The organism is Vibrio coralliirubri, from assembly GCF_024347375.1.
In the GTDB taxonomy this organism is placed as follows: Bacteria; Pseudomonadota; Gammaproteobacteria; order Enterobacterales; family Vibrionaceae; genus Vibrio; species Vibrio coralliirubri.
In genome coordinates this window covers 867,142-886,690 of sequence record NZ_AP025471.1, presented here as the reverse complement: position 1 = coordinate 886,690, position 19,549 = coordinate 867,142, and the positions used below count along the sequence as shown (strand labels likewise).

At 41.8% G+C, this 19,549-nt stretch carries 17 protein-coding genes and 1 pseudogene; 9 read left to right on the top strand and 9 right to left on the bottom strand.

Features of this window, described 5'->3' with window-relative positions; genetic code table 11:
- Positions 1-111: 111 nt before the first annotated feature.
- Positions 112-2,013, top strand: coding sequence for an NACHT domain-containing protein (locus OCV20_RS20540; RefSeq protein WP_261881490.1), 1,902 nt, complete (start codon positions 112-114; stop codon positions 2,011-2,013).
- Positions 2,014-2,071: 58 nt separating this feature from the next.
- Here the strand turns inward: OCV20_RS20540 and OCV20_RS20535 are convergent, their stop codons facing one another.
- Positions 2,072-2,539 carry a hypothetical protein gene (locus OCV20_RS20535; RefSeq protein WP_261881489.1) on the bottom strand — a complete coding sequence of 156 codons (468 nt, stop codon included), beginning with the start codon at positions 2,537-2,539 and terminating at the stop codon, positions 2,072-2,074.
- A 157-nt stretch (positions 2,540-2,696) separates the two neighbouring features.
- Entirely contained in the window at positions 2,697-4,112 is a 1,416-nt protein-coding gene (locus OCV20_RS20530; protein ID WP_261881488.1) for a DUF6575 domain-containing protein, read from the bottom strand.
- Positions 4,113-4,296: 184 nt separating this feature from the next.
- Here OCV20_RS20530 and OCV20_RS20525 point away from each other — a divergent pair, with 184 nt between their 5' ends.
- Positions 4,297-5,217: an IS5 family transposase gene (locus tag OCV20_RS20525; RefSeq protein ID WP_086773621.1), complete on the top strand. Its 921-nt coding sequence runs from the start codon at positions 4,297-4,299 to the stop codon at positions 5,215-5,217.
- Positions 5,218-5,252: 35 nt separating this feature from the next.
- Here the strand turns inward: OCV20_RS20525 and OCV20_RS20520 are convergent, their stop codons facing one another.
- Entirely contained in the window at positions 5,253-5,591 is a 339-nt protein-coding gene (locus OCV20_RS20520) for a hypothetical protein (RefSeq protein WP_261881487.1), read from the bottom strand.
- A 138-nt stretch (positions 5,592-5,729) separates the two neighbouring features.
- Here OCV20_RS20520 and OCV20_RS20515 point away from each other — a divergent pair, with 138 nt between their 5' ends.
- Complete coding sequence (locus OCV20_RS20515) at positions 5,730-6,263, top strand: hypothetical protein (RefSeq protein WP_261881486.1); 534 nt, start codon at positions 5,730-5,732, stop codon at positions 6,261-6,263.
- A gap of 44 nt (positions 6,264-6,307) precedes the next feature.
- Here the strand turns inward: OCV20_RS20515 and OCV20_RS20510 are convergent, their stop codons facing one another.
- The 3 genes from OCV20_RS20510 to OCV20_RS20500 form a co-directional block, all read right to left on the bottom strand.
- Positions 6,308-7,363 carry a tyrosine-type recombinase/integrase gene (locus tag OCV20_RS20510; protein ID WP_261881485.1) on the bottom strand — a complete coding sequence of 352 codons (1,056 nt, stop codon included), beginning with the start codon at positions 7,361-7,363 and terminating at the stop codon, positions 6,308-6,310.
- Between the two features lie 326 nt (positions 7,364-7,689).
- On the bottom strand, positions 7,690-7,899 hold the full coding sequence (locus tag OCV20_RS20505) for a cold-shock protein (RefSeq protein WP_010430417.1): 210 nt from the start codon (positions 7,897-7,899) through the stop codon (positions 7,690-7,692).
- Positions 7,900-8,347: 448 nt separating this feature from the next.
- Positions 8,348-9,433: a PQQ-dependent sugar dehydrogenase gene (locus tag OCV20_RS20500; protein ID WP_086774794.1), complete on the bottom strand. Its 1,086-nt coding sequence runs from the start codon at positions 9,431-9,433 to the stop codon at positions 8,348-8,350.
- 270 nt (positions 9,434-9,703) lie between these two features.
- On the opposite strand from OCV20_RS20500, the gene OCV20_RS20495 reads away from it, so the two are divergent.
- The 5 genes and pseudogenes from OCV20_RS20495 to OCV20_RS20475 all read left to right on the top strand — a co-directional run bounded on the left by OCV20_RS20495 (position 9,704) and on the right by OCV20_RS20475 (position 14,161).
- The gene (locus tag OCV20_RS20495; RefSeq protein WP_050620738.1) at positions 9,704-10,897 is read left to right on the top strand and encodes a multidrug effflux MFS transporter; all 1,194 of its coding nucleotides are present in this window, start codon (positions 9,704-9,706) and stop codon (positions 10,895-10,897) included.
- Between the two features lie 115 nt (positions 10,898-11,012).
- Positions 11,013-11,138, top strand: a pseudogene (locus OCV20_RS20490) (iron chelate uptake ABC transporter family permease subunit); the annotation flags it as partial.
- A 252-nt stretch (positions 11,139-11,390) separates the two neighbouring features.
- Positions 11,391-12,203 (top strand): crotonase/enoyl-CoA hydratase family protein, encoded by an 813-nt coding sequence (locus OCV20_RS20485; RefSeq protein ID WP_086774795.1) that lies wholly within the window; start codon positions 11,391-11,393, stop codon positions 12,201-12,203.
- A gap of 93 nt (positions 12,204-12,296) precedes the next feature.
- Positions 12,297-13,472, top strand: a complete 1,176-nt coding sequence (locus OCV20_RS20480) for an OmpP1/FadL family transporter (protein ID WP_086774796.1) — start codon at positions 12,297-12,299, stop codon at positions 13,470-13,472.
- Positions 13,472-14,161, top strand: coding sequence for a hypothetical protein (locus OCV20_RS20475; RefSeq protein ID WP_086774797.1), 690 nt, complete (start codon positions 13,472-13,474; stop codon positions 14,159-14,161). Before OCV20_RS20480 ends, OCV20_RS20475 begins: the two co-directional genes overlap by 1 nt.
- 113 nt (positions 14,162-14,274) lie before the next feature.
- Here OCV20_RS20475 and OCV20_RS20470 read toward each other — a convergent pair whose 3' ends face one another.
- The 3 genes from OCV20_RS20470 to OCV20_RS20460 form a co-directional block, all read right to left on the bottom strand.
- A complete protein-coding gene (locus tag OCV20_RS20470) occupies positions 14,275-15,873 on the bottom strand; it encodes a bifunctional aspartate transaminase/aspartate 4-decarboxylase (protein ID WP_086774798.1) in 1,599 nt (532 codons plus the stop codon).
- A gap of 147 nt (positions 15,874-16,020) precedes the next feature.
- On the bottom strand, positions 16,021-17,739 hold the full coding sequence (gene aspT / locus OCV20_RS20465; protein ID WP_086774799.1) for an aspartate-alanine antiporter: 1,719 nt from the start codon (positions 17,737-17,739) through the stop codon (positions 16,021-16,023).
- Positions 17,740-17,884: 145 nt separating this feature from the next.
- Positions 17,885-18,145, bottom strand: a complete 261-nt coding sequence (locus OCV20_RS20460) for a hypothetical protein (RefSeq protein ID WP_050620726.1) — start codon at positions 18,143-18,145, stop codon at positions 17,885-17,887.
- Between the two features lie 245 nt (positions 18,146-18,390).
- Between OCV20_RS20460 and OCV20_RS20455 the strand changes: the two genes are divergently transcribed.
- Positions 18,391-19,542, top strand: coding sequence for an efflux RND transporter periplasmic adaptor subunit (locus OCV20_RS20455; RefSeq protein ID WP_238382829.1), 1,152 nt, complete (start codon positions 18,391-18,393; stop codon positions 19,540-19,542).
- Positions 19,543-19,549 lie beyond the last annotated feature (7 nt).

The window sequence follows — 19,549 nt, the reverse complement described above, 5'->3', positions numbered from 1 at the left end:
TAACTAACCGAAGAAATGGCCTAAATACTTTTAGTTATTACGCTAAAAAAACCATTAGGCTCGTGATAAAGGTTGATTGCCATAATCATTAATCAATAGGTCAAGCTTGGTATGGATGATTTTACAACTACCGCAATGAGTGTATTGATTACTGAAGTAACAAAAAGAGCTACTTCAGCAGTCCTTGACAGAAACTGGCTTCCTGAGCTTGAGCAAGGCAAGCGCCTTTTGCAGCAACTCTTAGATAGTTACGCTCAAGAACAATTTACAAGTAAATATGTAACAAAAATACTAAAAATACGTACGTTGCATAGCCCCGAATCAGATGTTTACCTAAACGAAATCTATACGCCTTTAACATTGCGAGCTTCTGGAGATGGAGGTGGGGATTTTGAGTTAAGGGTTAAAGATGATAAAACGATCGAACATTCGGGAATAGTTAATATTGTTGGTATTGCAGGCCAAGGTAAAAGCACTGTAATGCGAAAACTATTTTGGGAAGAACTAAAGAAATCTAAGAGGATACCTTTCTTTATTGAATTAAGGAAAGTGGAAACAACTATCTTTGAATATTTAAAAGAAACTTTAAAAAACATTGGGATAATGGCTTCTGATGATGATATTAGCTTTCTTTTACAATCCAAAAGAATAGTTTTAATGTTGGATGGTTTTGACGAGATAAGACTGGACTATAGGCCTAAAATTCTCAAAGAAATTACTGATATACTAAATTTAAGATACCAATGTCCAATTATTACTTCTTCTAGACCTGACACTGAAATTTGTAGAGAAGTTGGTGTAAACAGTTATACGGTTCAACCATTAGATGTTGAAGATGTTTGCCACTTGTTGATTAAGTTGAATGCTAACAATAAGCCAGTCGAATTAGTTGATTTAGTAAGGAATAATGAATATTTACAACAGACGTTAGTCACACCAATATTAGTAAATTTGCTCTTTGTATCGTATCCGTATCTAGATTCAGTTCCCGAAAGTGTACCTGATTTCTATAGTAAGTTGTTTATGACTCTTTTTCAGAGGCATGACAAAATCAAAAATTACACAAGAGAACGTAAGTCAAATTACCCAGATGAAAAAATCAATGATGTTTTCAACTCATTTTGCTTTAACAGTTTAAATAAAGGAGATTCGGATTTTACTTCTCGAACTTTAAATAAGTATATTACTTCCTCATTGGACTTAGAGACCTTGGATTCTAGTGAGCCACAATTGGTGTGGTCAGATATTATTGATATTACATGTCTTCTTCAACAAGATGGTTATGATAGATATCTATTTTTGCATAAGTCGATACAAGAGTTTCATGCCGCGCAGTTTCTTGCTGATTGTCGCCATGAAAGAAAAGTAAGTATCTACTCTCAGATTTTAGATAAGATAGATATAGACCATAAGTGGGACAATGTAATTAACTTCTTAAGTAAAGTCGATGAAAATGATTTTTCTGAAATGTTTTTGATAAAAAAATGCCAAAGCATAGATTTAAATCATATAAATACAAATAAAGAAACCGTGTTAAGTAATGCGATGTCTAAGATTTTGGATAATAAGTACATTTCAATTTCATATAATTCTGATAATGGTGCGTTGATGTTCAATGGGCGAGATTATCTTCAGAGTTTTACATTTATTTCTACCTTTAATCTGATTGAAAAAGGTAATAGAAATCTAATTGAAGAAGTTGAAAAACCTGTTGAAGATTCTATTCGTAGGCTTAATGAAATTATGTCTGGTATCGATAATAGTATGAAGTCAGAAGACTTGATTGAAAAAATACTTTCGATTTCGAAAGATAGAGTTAATAGTGCCATGGCTGGTGAGCGGAAACTTGAAATACCTCTCGAGCCTTTCTTACAACTACTTGGATTCTACGATGTTTTAAAAAAAGTGGTATATTCTTATCTTATGAGTTATTACCGAGGGGTTTACAAGCCTAAAGCAAGGCAATTAGAAGTGGCAGAGAGAATACTTGATCTTGAATTTAGAATTAGCTGAGTTTTTCGTTTATCCCACATTATAAAGGAGCCAAATAGCTCCTTTTTCTTTCATTGTGCTAATAATTTATATAACAGTTTGGTGCGATATTTTTGACCATTTTTGTCATATCGTTATCGTAGCCTTGGATATGTCGTCTAGCAGCTGCATCGAGCGCGTTGAGTTCATCTTTTGATAATGATTTTAAGAACTCTAACTTAAACATAGGAATCGTATCTTTTGGAGGATTCATGTTTGTATTCGCATAAAGTTGAATTAGTTGAGCATTAGCTATATCAGTTTCAATAAAGCGTGCATTTAAAAAGTCTAAGTATAAGTTTTGTGCGAATTTTTGGTCTTTCTCCACCTTGAGTAATACTTGTGATTGTTTTTTTGAAAGTTTAACTTTAGTCACTTGGCTAGCGTCAATAATACAGCCAATGAATTGCTCTTGAGTTTTGAACGTTGACTGCGCGTTAGCTTGTGCAATGATCAAGAGAGACAAGCTTATTGCAGTTAACAACTTAATGAGGCTTTTTTTGAACATGACGTTGTACAACCTATTATGAAAAGTTTTATTATTTAATTGTGAGGCTTTGTAGTCAGTATCTACATGCCGGAAATATATTAAGCTCAAAGGTAAGTGAAACTTAATATAAAAAGCCACTCGATAGTGGTGAACTATCGGTGGCTCTTGTTATGGATTAGTTTTTGGAGTCTAAAGTCGGTTTTGGAGGCCTAAGTTTTTTAGTGCTCTTAGTTAAAGCTGTACCCTCAACTGATACTTTGTGAGGTATGCTGATATCAGCTTCAGCAGCTATTACTTTTGCGCTTTCATCGTCGCAACGACGGTGACTTTTTAAAATTGTTAACCAACTTGATAAGCTACTTGCTCTGCGAGCGACACTTGAGCCTCTTAAACCTCTTACACGTTCTTGGACAAATTGTTCAGATGAGTTAGGGTCTAAATCATTCATACTTTCGGCATTAGCCCATTTCATCCAAGCCCACCCGAAGTCGCTTGACTCAAACCTATCTGCAAGAAATTTATACTGTTCGGTTCTATGGTTTCGATGTGCTAGTACTCTACCAGATGTCGTAACGGTGTTATTTGAATTTAGTAATCCTAGACATTTTGCTGCATGTGTATGGTACTGAACTTGACGTTCCGACCCTATCCCGGGAATTGCTTCATGCTTGAGTTCACCGCCGTTGACTCTATGGACAACAATATCTATAACACGGTCTAAACAGTTGGCTTGAGGTACCTTGCTTGAATCGATAAAAGTCTTAGCATCTTTTTCTAGCCTCTTGATTAATGGAAGGAGGCTTGATGAACTTATCCGGATTGGTTTCTGTAAAATGTCGGATGTTTTGGACTTGAGTGTTAATTCGAGCTTGTCCATATTCACGATATCAAGAAGGTCTTTTAACCTGTAAGGATCTATACCGTACTCTTCGAGTTTGTTTTCGAGGGCATTTTCATCTGACAAAATAGAATCCAATAACTCCATCGCTACGGCTGCTCGTTCTTGATTACTTGAGCCAAGTTTTACGTCAAAAGAGCTGTATTTAGCGTTAAATGGGTAAAGACTTGGAGATGTGTTATTCCTATCTTTCATCAATAACTTGATCATGTCACCAAACGCTCCGAGCACTCTTGTAATTGAATCATCATCCGGCGAGCCTTTTCCACTGAGCTTCGCGATTCTTAGATTAAAGTTCCACTTTGACTCAGGGGCAATTGACTGAATTTCATCAAGTTCAATTGAAAATTCTTTTGGCGGTAGATTAACATCTGATTCTTTATCGAGAGCTTCAAGAGTAGTCGGCTTATTTAACTCTTGGGCATAAGTGCACATAACCATCAGCTGTTTCGATTTAGAAAAAGCTTGATGAAAACTGTATTCTTCTCGAAGTAGCTCATCTAAGATTTTAGGGGATGTGGGCATATACAGCCATTTTGAAGTTAGGCCGTCATCATAGTCTCCGCTCCAATATACTAGATACAAACGATCCAGTTCATCTTTGACTGAAAAGCACTTAGGGCCAAAGAAGTCATCATAAATTTCGAAGAAACTTAGGCGGCCAAGAAATGTATCTTTAGGTAAAATATTCATTACTCCTCCACCTTATTCTTGATGTGTTTATGTGGTTCAGCATCTTCTGGTACCCAAAGTGTTATATGTCCATCTGGGGATATTTCTTCAGGAATAACCCCTAACGGCTTTGTTGCGTAATTCAATGGAACTAAATCAAGAACCTACGATCTGATCAGCTACCTCCACTCTATCTCGTAGTCCTATGCCTAAGCCTCGTTATAAAACAACCAACTGGAAGCAATACAACCGATCACTCATTAACCGTGGTTCTCTGACTTTTTGGATTGATGAAGAAGCAATAAGCGGATGGGCGCAAAGCAAACAGAATAAGCGCGGTAGGCCGCGTCGGTTCAGTGATTTAGCTATCACGACAGCACTCATGGTCAAACGAGTTTTTTCTATGCCATTGAGAGCGCTGCAAGGATTTATCGACTCGATATTTAGGTTAGCCCATGTACCGTTAAGTTGTCCGCATTACACCTGCATCAGTCGTAGAGCCAAGCAAGTTGAGGTTTCATTTAAGACTAAAACGAGAGGAGCGATACAGCACCTAGCCATTGATGCTACTGGCCTTAAGGTTTATGGCGAAGGTGAATGGAAAGTCAAAAAACATGGGACGGATGGCAAGCGTAGAGTCTGGCGAAAGCTGCATATTGCAGTCGATACCAACACTCATGAGATCATTGCCGCCGAGCTAAGTTTATCGACGGTTACAGATGGAGAAGTACTCCCGAACTTACTGAAACAAACACGCCGAAGTATCCTTGAGGTGTCTGGTGATGGCGCTTACGACACGAGAGCGTGTCACGCTGCTATTAAGATTAAGGGAGCTATTGCGCTTATTCCCCCAAGAGAAGGGGCTGCCTTCTGGGAGCGTGGTCACCCTCGAAATTTCGCCGTGGGTTGCCAGAAATTATACGACTCAAATAAGTATTGGAAAGAGCGGTATGGATACCACAAACGTTCACTCTCAGAAACAGCGATGTATCGAGTTAAACAGTTGCTAGGAGGGAAACTGAGCTTAAGAAATTACAATGCCCAGGTGGGTGAAACTTACGCGATGATAAAAGCGTTGAACAAGCTTACTGGGTTAGGTATGCCTGAAACTTGTCGTATTGACTAAGAAACAAGCGAAACGGGTTGGCTCTATCTCTAAATTTAATTACGCAACAAAGCCACCCCTAACTCAGCGGTTAAGTTACCATATACAGTTTGCCATTCTCCATATTGTTCTGGGAAAGGGTAGTTTTTTGCTACGCGCTGTATTTTAGACAGTTTAGACCAAAAAGAAATGCCATAAGATTTAGGTAAGTCTTTTCGAGAGTATCTATAGCCTGGCTTTTCGTCACGGTGACGCTGAAAATCTACCTTTGTTGGCGGAGTTGTTCGAACAAGACGATATACTTTCCCTTCAGCAGGAACAACGCCACACTTTTCGGGAATGCCCTCTGGGAAGTCTGCTGGCCAACAATAGTTTGTGTTTACTTTATTATCCATCTAAATTCTTTCTAATAACCTAGTGCTACTATTGCTAAGTGATATACATTATGGTGCATGTTATCATGTGCATTATTGCATTTAATAGCAGTTTATCTGCATTCATATCACAATTAGAAAGTAGTGGGCCCAGAAAGAATGACACACTTAAATTCAGGAAATGGTGAAGCCACCGAAAGCTCAGCTAGAAGTAGGCTTGCTCTGTTAGTTCCGCCATATATTTTCATTTACTCTTTAGCTGGACTTTGGTTAGCGATTGACGGGTGGCTTACTGGCTTTTCTAGTGCATTAGGGTTGTGGGATAATGTAGGCGAGGCTCCTCCCTTCATTTTTTCTATGATGTTTACAATGGCAGGTGCATTACTCGGTAGCGCGATTTTAGGGATCATTTCATTTCATCGTTATTTCGCAATCGAGAAATCATTTGATAGCAATCATATTTGGGGGTATCTATTTTCACCACTGCTAGCACTGATCGTTGGAGCTCTATTTTTTGCATTATTTAACAGTGGATTAGTAGTATTGGTAGGAAACAGCAGTGAAGTCACTGAACCACTAAGTGCTTCGTTAGGTTATTTTTCTATGGGAGGCATTATTGGTTATAACTGGGATGTATTTGTTAAGAAACTTGAAGAGCTATCCAGAAGCTTAGCTCCTTCTGAATCTCAGTAAATATATATCCATAGATTATTCAAAGCCGCTTTTAGCGGCTTTGTTCATATCTTACGTTCGTGCAATTTATGTGGGAACAGTTGAGTATATACCTGCCACAAGGTGTTTAGGTTCCTATGGCCAGTCACCTGAGCAACTTCCTCAATGGTAAAGCCTTTCTCGAACAAGCGGCTTGCACCTTCACGGCGTAGGTCATGATAGCGCAGGTTATCAACTCCAACCTTTTGACACACTTCAACAAAGCCTCGTCCAACTGAGCGTGGGTTATATGGAAATATCAACTCTCCCTTACGCTCTTGCTTCATTACAATATCGAATGCTTCACCGAGTAGAGGAACGACCATGTGGTTGCCTTCTTTCTTACGTGGGTCTTTTCGGTCACGTACGATCACTGTTCTAAGTTCTTCGTTTAAGTCTTCCCACCGAATACCACACACTTCGCTGACTCTCATACAGCTCAGGATACTGAAGTCTAGAAGCATGGAGTAAGGGATTTTGTTTTCTCTGCGTTGCTCACGTTCTTCTAGTGCTTCTTTTAACAGGTCTATTTCATCGGTAGTAGGGCGTCTTGTTCGTTTCTCTGACTTACCGATGAGTTTCATTTCATAGAGGATAGGTGTTGCTTCTAAGAATGTGTTCACGTTAGCGGCAACGTTGAATACAGGTTTAGCTCGTTTGAATACCGAACGTAAAAAATAGATGTCGGAATAGACGGTAGAAGGCTTGGTTCCCGTACTGCATCTATCTTGGCAGTGGTCAATTAAGTCTTTAGTGGTTAGCTCATCGGAATAGATTTTTGCTATGTCACAATCGCGGAGCATTTTTAAGACGGTTTGTTTAGATCGGCCTGTATTGTCCCAGAGGTTTTTGTTTTCAATGAACATGTCTAGCAGCTGGCCAATGGGTACAGAACGGTCTTGAGTTTCACCCTCTTCTATCTTTCGGACTTCATTTTTTGCCCAGGCAGTAGCGAGCGTTTTCTTCTTATGAGTTTTGGAGAAACGTTGAGCAATTTTGCTCCGATGTTTCACGGTAACAGTGGCTTTGTAGCGAGATTCACCGCTCGCTAAAGTTCGCTTTTCAATACTATAAGATGCCATGAATGTGTGCCTCTGAGGTGTACCAAAAGGGTGATTTGAGGGGTACAAAAGGTGTACCAAAGTTCAGAGATTATAGCAGTTTATTAAAGTTCTTCTAGGTTGTTATTTGTATTAAGTGTTTGAAAATAAATGTATATGTGGCTAGTTCTAGGTGGGGCGAGGAGTTGTGTATTTTAGTGAAACTTATAGATTGTCGGTTTAAGAGCCATTGAGAGGGTGTCTTAGGTAGAAATAGTGAAGGGGAATATTACCTTAAATCTCTGAATAGCGGGTAAAAAAATAGCCAGCAGAGGCTGGCTATTTTTAGAAAGCTTTAAAATACTAAATTAAAGTACTTTGATGCTGTCAGCTTGTGGGCCTTTTTGACCTTGAGATACTACGAACTCAACTTTTTGGCCTTCAGCAAGAGTTTTGAAACCGTCGCCAGTGATAGCAGAGAAGTGTGCGAATACGTCTGGGCCGTTTTCTTGTTGAATGAAGCCGAAGCCTTTAGTTTCGTTGAACCATTTTACTGTACCAGTAACTGTGTTAGACATGATGATATCCTAAAATTAAATTTTTATTTTGAGCCAATTGTGGCACTGATAGCGCGGAAAAGTTTATTGCTATTGCGTACAACACAACGGGGTTACTAGTAATCCAACGAAATGTTTATATACAAAGAACTTTCTTTCTAGCCGGAGTGAAGTCTAAATCAAATCAGGGGATAGTCAATCGAATCCATAGTGAAAGGTTGCAGAAACTTGGGGGTAGTCAAACTTTGCATTCCTTAAATATCATGGAGTTACAGTTGTATGGTGATTTGTTGTAGTTTTTGTGAAAAAGGTGGTCGAAATTGATGACGAATTTGGAGTAAATGCACTGTTTTAGCGCATTCATTTTTGCAAATTTAAAGCCGCTAACTGAGCGTTGAGCCCACTTTTAACGGCTTATATTTATAAATGTCGTTGTAAGGAAAATGCCTTTACTTGAACGAGGTATCGGCTACTTTTTCAAGCGGTATAGGTTACCATTATCGGTGCTGAAGAAGATGTCTCCGTTTGGTGAAGCTTCGATGTCTCTTATCCTTTCGCCTAAGTCCTCTAAAATGCGTTCTTCCTCGATTGCCTCACCTTGTTGATTGACTGTCACAATATTGATGTGAGTAAGTTTTAGTGCGCCAGCCAGCAGCTTGCCTTTTAATTCTGGGTATTTGTCTCCTTGGTAAACAATCAAACTGCCCGGAGCGATTGAAGGAACATAGACTTTTTTAGGCGCTTCAATACCATCTTTGGTTTCAGATTCGCCAACGCTGATAGGGCCCCAATACTCTTTTCCGTGTGAGGTGACTGGCCATCCATAGTTGGCACCTGCTTTTATAAGGTTGATTTCATCACCACCACGTGGACCGTGTTCAATCGACCAGAGTTTTTGAGTCGGGAAGTCGTAATAAAGACCTTGTGGATTGCGATGGCCAAAGCTCCAAATTTCATTGAGCACCTTGCTGTTATCCGCGAATGGGTTGTCGTTTGGTGTGCTCCCATCGGCATTCAGTCGTAATATTGAGCCGGCGTGAGTCATGGTGTCTTGGCCGTTGTCTCGGTCACCTCGATCGCCGATCGAAAAATACAGGTGGCTATCATCAAAGGTGATACGGCTACCAAAGTGACGTCCGGTGTCCGTTCTGGATTTCGACACAAACACGTCTGTCCAATTGGTAACTTCATTATTGCTGTAATTAGCAGAAGCCAGTGTCGTTACACCTTCGCCATCAACGTCTTTACTGTAAGTGACGTAGAACTTTTCGTTTTCAAAAGGGGAAAGTGCGATATCCAATAATCCACCTTGGCCTTTCGCCCATACACTAGGCAACCTGAAGAGTGTTTTTTGATCGCCTGTTTTTAAATCAACGTGTTTAATGACGCCTGATTTTTCTGTTACTAGCATGGACTTATCGTTGATATAAGCCAGCCCCCAAGGGATCACGAGTCCGTCGGTGAGCTTCTCTGCCTGCCACGCAAAGGCTGATGTTATAGGACCAGAGGCAAGCAGCGCTAAAGCACATGAAAAAATACGGTGATGAGTGTTCATTGAAGTCCCTTGATTATGAGCATCTAGTGTTAGTCTAGCGCTAGTCACCGATTGGCGGAAAGCCGAGGTTGCTGAAAAGTGACTATTCACATATTTAGTTGAACGCCTATTGTATGATTATACAAGCTCACGTATGTTTACTGTGCCTTTCTCTATTTGATCCAATCGGAGCATTATGAACAACTCGCCAGCAGCATTTTTGCTATTTTCTCAGTTTTTATGTTGTGAGTTAAATACGCACGATTTTTCTTCGAACGGACGTATTAAACGATGAGTCGTGGATTTGATTTTAAATCGATCTTACTTGCGTGTTTGGTCATCAGTATCGGCCAGCTCAGTATGGGCTTGGTGTTTCCTTCTTTACCTTGGATCGCAAAAGATTTTAATGTCTCGCTAGAGCAAGCTCAGCTTTTGGTGAGTGTGTATTTATTAGGCTTTGGCCCTTCCCAGTTTATTTATGGCCCTATTTCCGATGCTCTTGGGCGTAAGAAGGTACTGCTAAGCGGTTTGTTGATTGCGATGCTGGGCCTCTTGATGATCATCTTCTTCAGTCACTCGTTTACTAGCATGGTGATGGGGCGATTCCTGCAAGGCTTAGGAACCGGTTGTTGCGCGGTACTTGCTCGTGCGTCCACGCGAGACAGATTCAGTGGGGCAGATTTGCCATTGGCGATGTCTTACATTGCTATGGTTGCATCTATTACACCTTTGATTGCGCCGGTTATCGGCGGCTTTATCAACTTCCATTTTGGGTGGAGCATGGTGTTCATTTCACTACTTGGCTATGTCTCATTGGCTTGGGTGGTATTGGCGTTCAAATTTAAGGAAACCGTCACTCAGGTTTCGGCGATCCCTTCACCGAAGAAAATGGTTTCTCAATATAAAGAGTTACTCACTTCTCGTTATTTTATGAGCTTTGCGAGTATCGGTTGGCTTAACTTTAGCTTGATGATCACCACCGTATCAGTGATGCCGTTTATCATGCAAAACCAGATTGGTATGACGTCAGATGAATACGCGATGTGGGCGGTGATTCCTGCATTAGGCATGCTTGGCGGAACAAGCTTATGTAACCGTATTCGCCCTATGCTGGGTAACAAGAAAACTCTGTTATGCACTCCAGTATTACACGTTGCTGCGGCCTTGTGGCTGTTCTTCTGTCCACTCGAACCTTTGTATCTCATGCTTGGCCAGTTCTTGATGATTCTTGGTAATGGTATTGCGTTACCTTGTGCTCAGGCGTTAGTGATGCTGCCTTATAAGAAGAACGCTGGCGCGGCTGCTGCGATGTCGGGCGGTGGTCAAATGGTTGTGTCTTCAATGGTGAGCATGGGGCTGGTTCAGTTAGGACTAGGGGAAGCGTGGCATTTATCGCTCGTCATCATGCTGTTCACATTGATTACCCTATTTAACATTTTGCGTGGTTTCAGTAGCCAAGAAGCGAGAGAGTCTCAGCTCAGCTAGTTGTTTAGGTAATTAGCTAGCTGCCCAGCTAGTGGAAAACAAAAAGGCCATTGAAGTTCTACAATTTCAATGGCCTTTTTAATGTTCGGCACTTTGGTTTAAGTTGCCAGAATACATGCTATTTGCCGATTGGCTAGGGCAAGTGGTGGTGTTCCCAGCGCAGCTTGCAGCAGGGACGTTAGTTTCCATTATTGGTGGTAGCTACTTCATCTTTTTGTTATTGAAATCTCGAAGAACATAGGTTCTACCAAAACTGAGAGTCCTTGATTATCAAAGCTATTGGTATTCAAAGCTACTGGCAATCAAAGCTATTGGCAAAAAAGCTACGAATGAAAAGCAGTGAATGGAGCGATCCATCACTGCTTTTTTATTGATGTCGCTTGTGTAAGGGGGCGGCGTTAAGCAACACAGGTCTCGCTTCTTAATGTGCAAGTTTGGCATATGTTAATAAAATGTATAATCTAAAGGTCTGACCACTTATAGGGTAGCCACCATGCCAAACCTCGATCGTATTACTTGTTCTATCGATGAAAACCAAATTGCGACGGTTGTGTTGAATCGACCCGATAAGCTCAATGCTATTGATATGGCAATGTTCCAAGGCGTGAATAACATGGTGACTCAGCTGAAAAAGAACACCGAGATTCGTGCCGTAATAGTGAAGGGCGAGGGACCTGATTTTTGTTCAGGGCTTGATGTTAAGTCTCTTTTGACCAGTAAATCTGGGGCGATGAAGCTGTTGTTTAAATGGCTACCGACATTGCCCAACGCTGCACAACGCTTTTCATTGGGTTGGCGAGATATTCCATGCCCTGTCATTTTTGCGATTCATGGTCGTTGTTGGGGAGGCGGTCTGCAACTGGTCAGTGGTGGTGATTTTAGAATTGCTAGCCCGGATGCGAACTTCTCAATATTGGAAGCAAAGTGGGGTCTGATTCCAGACATGGGAGGCGCTATCGCCTTTAGAGAGCTGATGCGTAAAGATCACACCCTTGAAATGGCGATGACGGCCAAAGTGATCGACTGTGAAACCGCGAAAGAATATGGGTTGGTGACCAAGATTGCCGAAGACCCTTACGCTGAAGCCTATGCGTTGGCACTTGAGTGCGCAAATCGGTCGCCAGATGTTGTCGCTGCTAATAAGAAACTCTACAACAAGACTTGGTGGTCAAGCCCGGGCATGGCTGTATTCTACGAGACTTGGTATCAGATAAAGGTTGGGTTAGGTAAGAATAGGGCGATTGCTGCTCAACGTGAAATTCATCGAGACAAACCACGCCCTTACGTTGCCAGAAAGTTTAAATAGCGTTTGTACAGTAATAATGGATATTCCCTTTGTTTATAGGGCTTTGCGGTAACCTTAGAGCAATTTAATGTCTAAGGCTAAATGAGCGCTCTGATGAACAAAACTTTTACTTACTCTCTAGCTGCCACTGCAATTTTTACTAGCTTAAATGCATTCGCAAGTGGTCTGTTTTTGCAAGAAGCTGTCGTTGCTAATGCCGGTACTACTGGCGCTGGTGACGGTGTTTACACTCGCTCTGCGGCGGCGATGTGGACTAACCCAGCCACTATGTCTCACATGGGTGAAAGCAAAACGACTATCAATACCATGGCATTTGATCTTGAGATGCAATATCAAGACAACTTAGACTCAAGTGACAACGGTAAAGCTCATTCCATAATGCCTTCATTTGGTGCCTTCCACGCTCATCAAGTCACAGACAAATTACACCTTGGTATTGCGCTTGGCGCTGTTGGCGGCTCTAGCCTTGATTACGGCAGTGATTGGGCGGGTGCTGCACTTTTAGAAGATATCACTCTCACTGCAATGCAAGTGAACCCATCACTGAGTTATAAGCTGAATGACCAGTGGTCAGTAGGCGCAGGTGTGCAATTCAGTTGGGCTGCATTCCAACAAACAACGTCTGCATTCACGGCAAAACAAGACACTGATTGGGCCTACGGTTATAACCTAGGTGTAATGTACACGCCGACAGATAAACTAAAGCTGGGTGCCAGTTATCGCTCTAAATTGGAACATGAATTTAACAACAACTTAAATGGTAGTGTGTTTAACTCGCTGTCGACAGACCTCGCGCTGCCTGAGATCGTTGATCTAAGCGCAAGCTATGCATTGAACTCTCAACTTGACCTGCTTGCTAGTATTCAATTCCACCGTTGGAGTGCGTGGGACGAAACGGTATTAGATTTCGGAGCAACTGATAGAGGTGGAATTCCGATTAAACGTGATTGGGATGATGTTTGGAAGTTTGCAGTTGGTGCTGACTATCAATTGAATTCAGACTGGCGTCTAAAAGCGGGCTTTTCTTACGAAACCTCGCCACAAGAAGATCCATCAATGCAGTGGGTTGACCTGCCTGTAGGTGAACAGTACCGCTACTCGGTAGGTGCTTCAACGTATTGGGATGATATCTTGATCGATGTGTTCTACGAATACGCAGATTTAGGTTCAGTTGACATGAATCGTAATCTAGCAGGTACACCGGTTACATTGGTTAATGGTTCTTTCGATGGCCGTATCCACTTTGTTGGCGTTAGTGCGACCTTCTAATGACATTACGTAATCTATTACTTGTTGCTTCGGCGATGCTCGGTTCGATGGGTGCTTTTGCTGAAGAGAAGCACCCTGATGATCCGACTAAAATCGTGACTAAAGCTGGCGTTGCTTATAACGAAGATTTGCAGTTCTCTGGGTCTATTGGGCTTGATGAAGCGCGAATGATTAATGCTCGAGTCAATGCAGACGGCGAAGAGTGGCGAGTAGGCGGTTCATGGCTGTTGCCTATGGGTATCGTGAACTTTAACTTTAGCCGTTCTGAATATGACAACGATGCTTATAAGAACAACTACAGTATTGGCACGTTTATCCCACTGAGTTATTTCGACATTGAGCCGTTCGGTTGGCAAATCTTCCCTATGGCTGGTTACAGCTATAATGACGGCGAAGTAGCGGTTTTCGATGATGATAACGTTGGCTCTGACTATGTATTGATGCCGAGTGCAACACACGGTGGTTACATTGGTGCGTTTGGCTTAAAAACGATTACGGATGAATGGTCTATCATGGGCTTCGGTGGTGGTTCAATGGGCTCTGATGATTATTCAGGGTATTGGGCTGGTGTCGGCGCGAGCTACAAGTTGAGTGATGCTCAATCATTCAACTTCTTCACTATTTTTGCTGAGGACGATTTCGGTGAAAATAACAGTGTTGGTGCGTCTTACACCTATGAATTCAAATAGTTATTCTCATATATCGTCTTAGATAAAAAGAACTGAGTGTAGGGTCACCAATTTAGTGAATCTACACTCAGAACTTATCGCTTTTCTATGATCTTTTTAGCGTTGAAGCCGTGCTAGCAAGCCGCTTCGTAACGTTCAACATAGCTCTGCATTACCGCGTTCATCGCTTTGGTGATATTGGCGTATTGTGCTTCCTCTAGATTCGCGAGAGACACACGCAGAGACCACGTTGGCGCATCAAAACCCGCCCCCGGCATCACAATCACGCCATGTTCTTCGGCAAGGCGAACCAAGAAATCCAGCGGCTCATACGTTTCTTCTAACCATGCGAAAAAGTCGTTGCTGTGAATCGTTTGAGCAATCTCTTTTAGATCAATCTCCACGTAATAGAACGCTCCGGTTTGATCACCTTCAGCAACGATTGGCGCGGCTAAGTTCTTCTGCATTAGAGTGTGGTAGCGACGACGCACTATCTGTTTTGCGAGTCGTTTGTACTCTTCGCCATCCTTCATCAAAGACAGTAGCGAGAACATCGTCATTTGAATCTGCTGAGGTGTTGAAAGACCGGCGGTATGGTTCAGTGCGACCGCACGGCTGTCTGCTACTAATCGGTCAATGAACTTAATCTTACTTGGCTCAAGTGCAATGCCTTGGTATCGCTGAGTTAACGTGCTTCGAGTGTCTTCAGGAAGATCTCGAATCATGCGGTCGAAATTATTGTCTTCGTGTACGCCAATCACGCCTAAACGCCAGCCTGTTGCACCAAAGTACTTAGAGTACGAATACACTAGAATCGTGTTCTTCGGAGCCAGCATCGCTAGTGATGTAAAGTTATCAGCGAAAGTGCCATAAACATCATCAGTAAGAAGGATGAGCTCAGGGCGACGGTTAGCAATCTCCGCAATCTTATAGAGTGTCTCATCGCTTAATCGAACCGAAGCAGGGTTGCTTGGGTTAACGAGGAAGAAAGCTTTAACACTTGGATCGTTCAGTTTTTCCAACTCAGAGTCTGGAATTTGCCACGCAGACGCTTCATCCGCCATGATTTCTACTTTGTTGAGCGCGTAATCTTCTAGCTCTGGCATTTCAATGTACGGAGTGAAAATCGGCGCACCAATCGCGATGGTGTCACCAGGGTTTAATAGTCGGTTGCTCTTTAGCGTGTTAAAGATGTAAACCATGGCCGCCGTGCCACCCTCAACAGCAAACAAGTCAAACTTCCCAGCAGGCAGTGGTTGTGATCCTGCCATCTCTTTTTCGATGTATTTACGTGCGATAAGCTCTGAGTACTTAAGCATGCGATCCGGAACAGGGTAGTTATTGCCCAAAATTCCTGCAACCCATTCATAAATAAGGGCATCACCGTCTACGTGATATTGGTCTGTGATGAACTGAAAAGCTTCAATCAAAAACTGTACGCCTTCTTGTTCTTCGTATTTTTCACAAAACTGGAGGAAGCGAAGACTCATGTTTTCTTTCTCACCCATACCGCCAAAGCCTTGGTAACCAGAGAACGTCGCTTTTGACTCTTCAAGGGCAAACATACCGAGTTGGAAAAAGGCTTCACGAGGCGCTGTCGCGACCCAGTTTGGATTACCACGACCAGCGTTGATCATGGTTTTTTCATGTGAATGCTGAGCAAGGTCGATCAGTGTGTTTTTTACTTCGAATGGGCTTAGTGTTTCTAGGCGTTTTTCATCTGTGCGTTTCATAGTCGTTTCTCTTTAAATTTGTTTAAGATCCAAGTTTGTTGGATAGATAAGTGAGTCATTTCTTTGAGCAGCTAGTCTGCTTGGCTAGCTGCTGTGTTAAGTCGTTAATGAATAAGTTGAATCATCAATTGGCTGATTCGGTGTTGATTACGAGATTTTGGTGATTAGGTTGATGATGATCGGACCCCATAAGGTGAGGAAGATATTGGCAACCGCATAAGTCATCGTGAAACTCGGTACTGGTGTGCTGTTTTGTGTTTTTTCTAGTAGCGATGCGAATGCAGGGTTTGCACTGCGGCTACCAGCCACAACGGCTAAGGCTTCTACCGGGTTTTTGATTTTCAATACGTAGTAGTTGAACAGGAACGTAAGTATCTGAGGAATGAGTGTGACCAACACACCAAGCAGCAGCAGGGTTACGCCATTTTGTTTGATAGCCGTCAGTGCTGGAGCACCTGCATTGATGCCCACTACGGCAACGAACACAGCAAGACCAAAGGTTTGCATGAAGTTAGCGGCACCGTGGTTAATGCTGCCCATGCGTGGTGTGCGCATTCTTAAGTAGCCAACCAATAGGCCAGATACCAAACAGCCTAAACCTGAACCTAGAGCGATATGAGAACCGCCGATGGTGAAACCAATCTCGCCAATCAGATAGCCAAGCACCATGCCGAAAGACATTGTTACGAAGTCAGTTACGCTTGGAAGCGGGCTGTTGTAGCCAACTTTTTTGGCTACTTTTGCTAGGTCTTCTTTTTGGCCGACAAGAGTGACTTCATCACCAAGGTGAAGTTCGGTTTCTGGTAGCGTTGAGATGTCGTGCCCCATACGAGAAACCTGTGTTACGTATACGCCTCGACGTACGTTCGCATTGGTTTCATCACGCAGTTTACGCAGAGTAACGCCAGCGAGTTTTTTGTTGGTCAGTACGATTTTTTGTCGTGTGTGAACCACATTGTTTTCTTCGCTAAATTCACCGATCTCAATACCCAGCGAGGTCACTTTAGGGAATGCTTGAGTTAACCCTGTAAGGTAGACTTTGTCGTTGGCTGCTAGGATTGGGTTTTTGGTCAGATCTAAGCTTGTGTCTTTGTCTTCATTTCCTCGGTGAATCGCTTCAATTGTTAGGTCTGCATTGAACGCTTCTTCAATCTCAAGCACGCTTTTGCCAACAAATATTGAATTGCTACCTACTTGATAAGCTCGTGATGACACTCGGCTTAGTGCTGAGAATTCCCCTTCATTTAACTGTTTGCTTCCAGAGCCCATTTGTTCAGCGAGCTTTTTCGCTTCTTTAGTGATGTTCCAACCCATTACCATAGGAATGAGTGACATCATTAGAATCGGACCAAGAGAACCGAAGATGTAGGTGATTGAGTAACCCACAGCCACGTTTGTTTTAAGTGTTGAGGTGACATCGGGTGCTAGGTTCAGCTGATCGATAGCATTACCTGCAGTACCTATGATTGCCGATTGTGTTAAGCCACCAGCCGCAAGGCCCGCCGCTAAACCTTTATCTAGTCCTGCCCATTTAGAGAGCAATACAACCGTGATTAATCCTACAAACGTCATCACAAACGAAGCGAATAAGCGTGTTAGCGATGAAAGGCGGAATGACGAGAAAAACTGAGGACCGCCGTTGTATCCCACCATAAAAATAAATAAAGCAAAGAAGATGCTTTTTACTTCGTTAGAGATCGCGATACCGCCGATCTGACCAAGTGCTACAGCCACAAGCAGTGAACCTGCGATTCCACCTAATTCAAACTTACCGATTTTAATTTTACCGATTAAGTAACCGAGACCGAGTGATAAAAAGAGCGCTATAAACGGATAGTCTCTAAGTTGTTCAATAATAAATGACATAATAATCCTTGAATGAAATAGCAATCATTATTAACTCGCTATTTCATTTTTTAATTTGGTTTAACGTTTGATTAAGCATTAATCATATTTGAGTGATGAATTGATCTAATGCTTATTTTTAATGACCTGGAATTAACCCAGGATTCTATTTTTTATGATGTAGTCGTGATGACTTTTTGTGGTCATGCATTTTATCTTTGTGGTGTTTCTGATGATGTCCATCAGAATGGTGGTTGACTAAATGCTTATGACCTTCTGGGTCGCCACCATGTTGACCAGAATGAGAAGGTTGATGCTCTCTATATTCTAAATGGTCTTTATTATGCTTATGGGCAACATCTTCTCCATATATACGTTTCATCTTCTCTTTAATAGCGACTTTAGTGTGATTAATTTGATTCGACATAGTTAACTCGTTTAATTGTTTAAGGAACGATGATAATTATATCGATCGAGAAAATAGATAAATCATTTCCAAATAAAATAGCAATAAAACAAAAATTGAGCTTCGATTGGTGTTTTTTTGTCTAAGCTGTTGATTTATATGGTTTGATTTTTATTTTATATAAGGTGTGTTGGATGTTATATGAGTTTGATTTATTGGTGGTGTTGATAGATAGAATGACCAGACTTAAAAAACAAGGTGAACACATGAGTAAGTATAAAGGCGTTATCGTCGGGTCAGCTCTTTTTATATTACTGTCTTTTGTATTTGGCTTTCATTATGTAAAAGGTGAAATGATCAAAGAGAAGGTCGCTAATTTTAAAATGCCAGCCATATCTGTAACAACGGAAAAAGTAAATCAAGATAATTGGGATGAAAGTTTGAAAGTCATTGGTAACATTCACTCTAATCAATCTATTGATGTGACGAGCCAAATGTCAGGCCAAGTAAAAGAGATTCTCTTTACTTCAGGTCAGCAAGTAAATAAGGGTGATGTTCTTGTTAAATTGGATGACGCTTTATTGAAGTCCAACTATAAGAGCCAGCAATCCAAAGTTGAATTGGCAAGAGTCGAATTGATGAGAAATAAATTGCTCCTTAGAAATAACAGCGTTTCAAAAAATTCGGTTGATAAGCTACAAGCTCAATTTAATGCTGAAGGTGCAAAGCTCGAATATATTGCTACGCAAATTGACTACATGAAAGTGAAAGCGCCATTTTCTGGCAGTGTTGGGATTCGCAATATCGATGTGGGTGATTTTATTAATTCAAGCACAGCGATTGTCGAGCTGGAAGACAAATCAAAGCAGTATGTCGATTTCTCTATTCCAGAGCTTTATTTACACGATGTGAAGGTAGGGCAGGATTTACAGTTTTATTCAGAAGCAACCAACGATGAAGTCTTTCACGGCACTATTTCTGCCATTGAACCGAGCTCAGACAGCAACACGCACAATATCGAATTGAGAGCCATGGCTAACCAAGCTGTGCCGTTAGAAGCGGGTATGTATGTCGACGCTACGTTAATCACATCGGAATCGGACACCATCGTGGCTGTGCCTTCTGTTGCGATCAGTTACACATTATACGGGAACACCGTGTTTGTGTTGGATACGTCGACCAAAAAGGCCAGCGAACACACAAGCAAAGATGCATCACCATTCTATGAATACAAGGTTGTGCAACGCACTGTCGAAGTCGGCCCTAAACAAGGTGGCTATGTTGGCGTGGTTTCTGGCTTGAAAGCAGGGGATGTGGTTGTGACTTCAAACCAACACCAACTTAAGAATGGTGGATGGGTTCTGGTTAATAACCAACATCCGCTAATCACTGACAAAAGCACAAAGCAAAGTAACTAGGAAACTC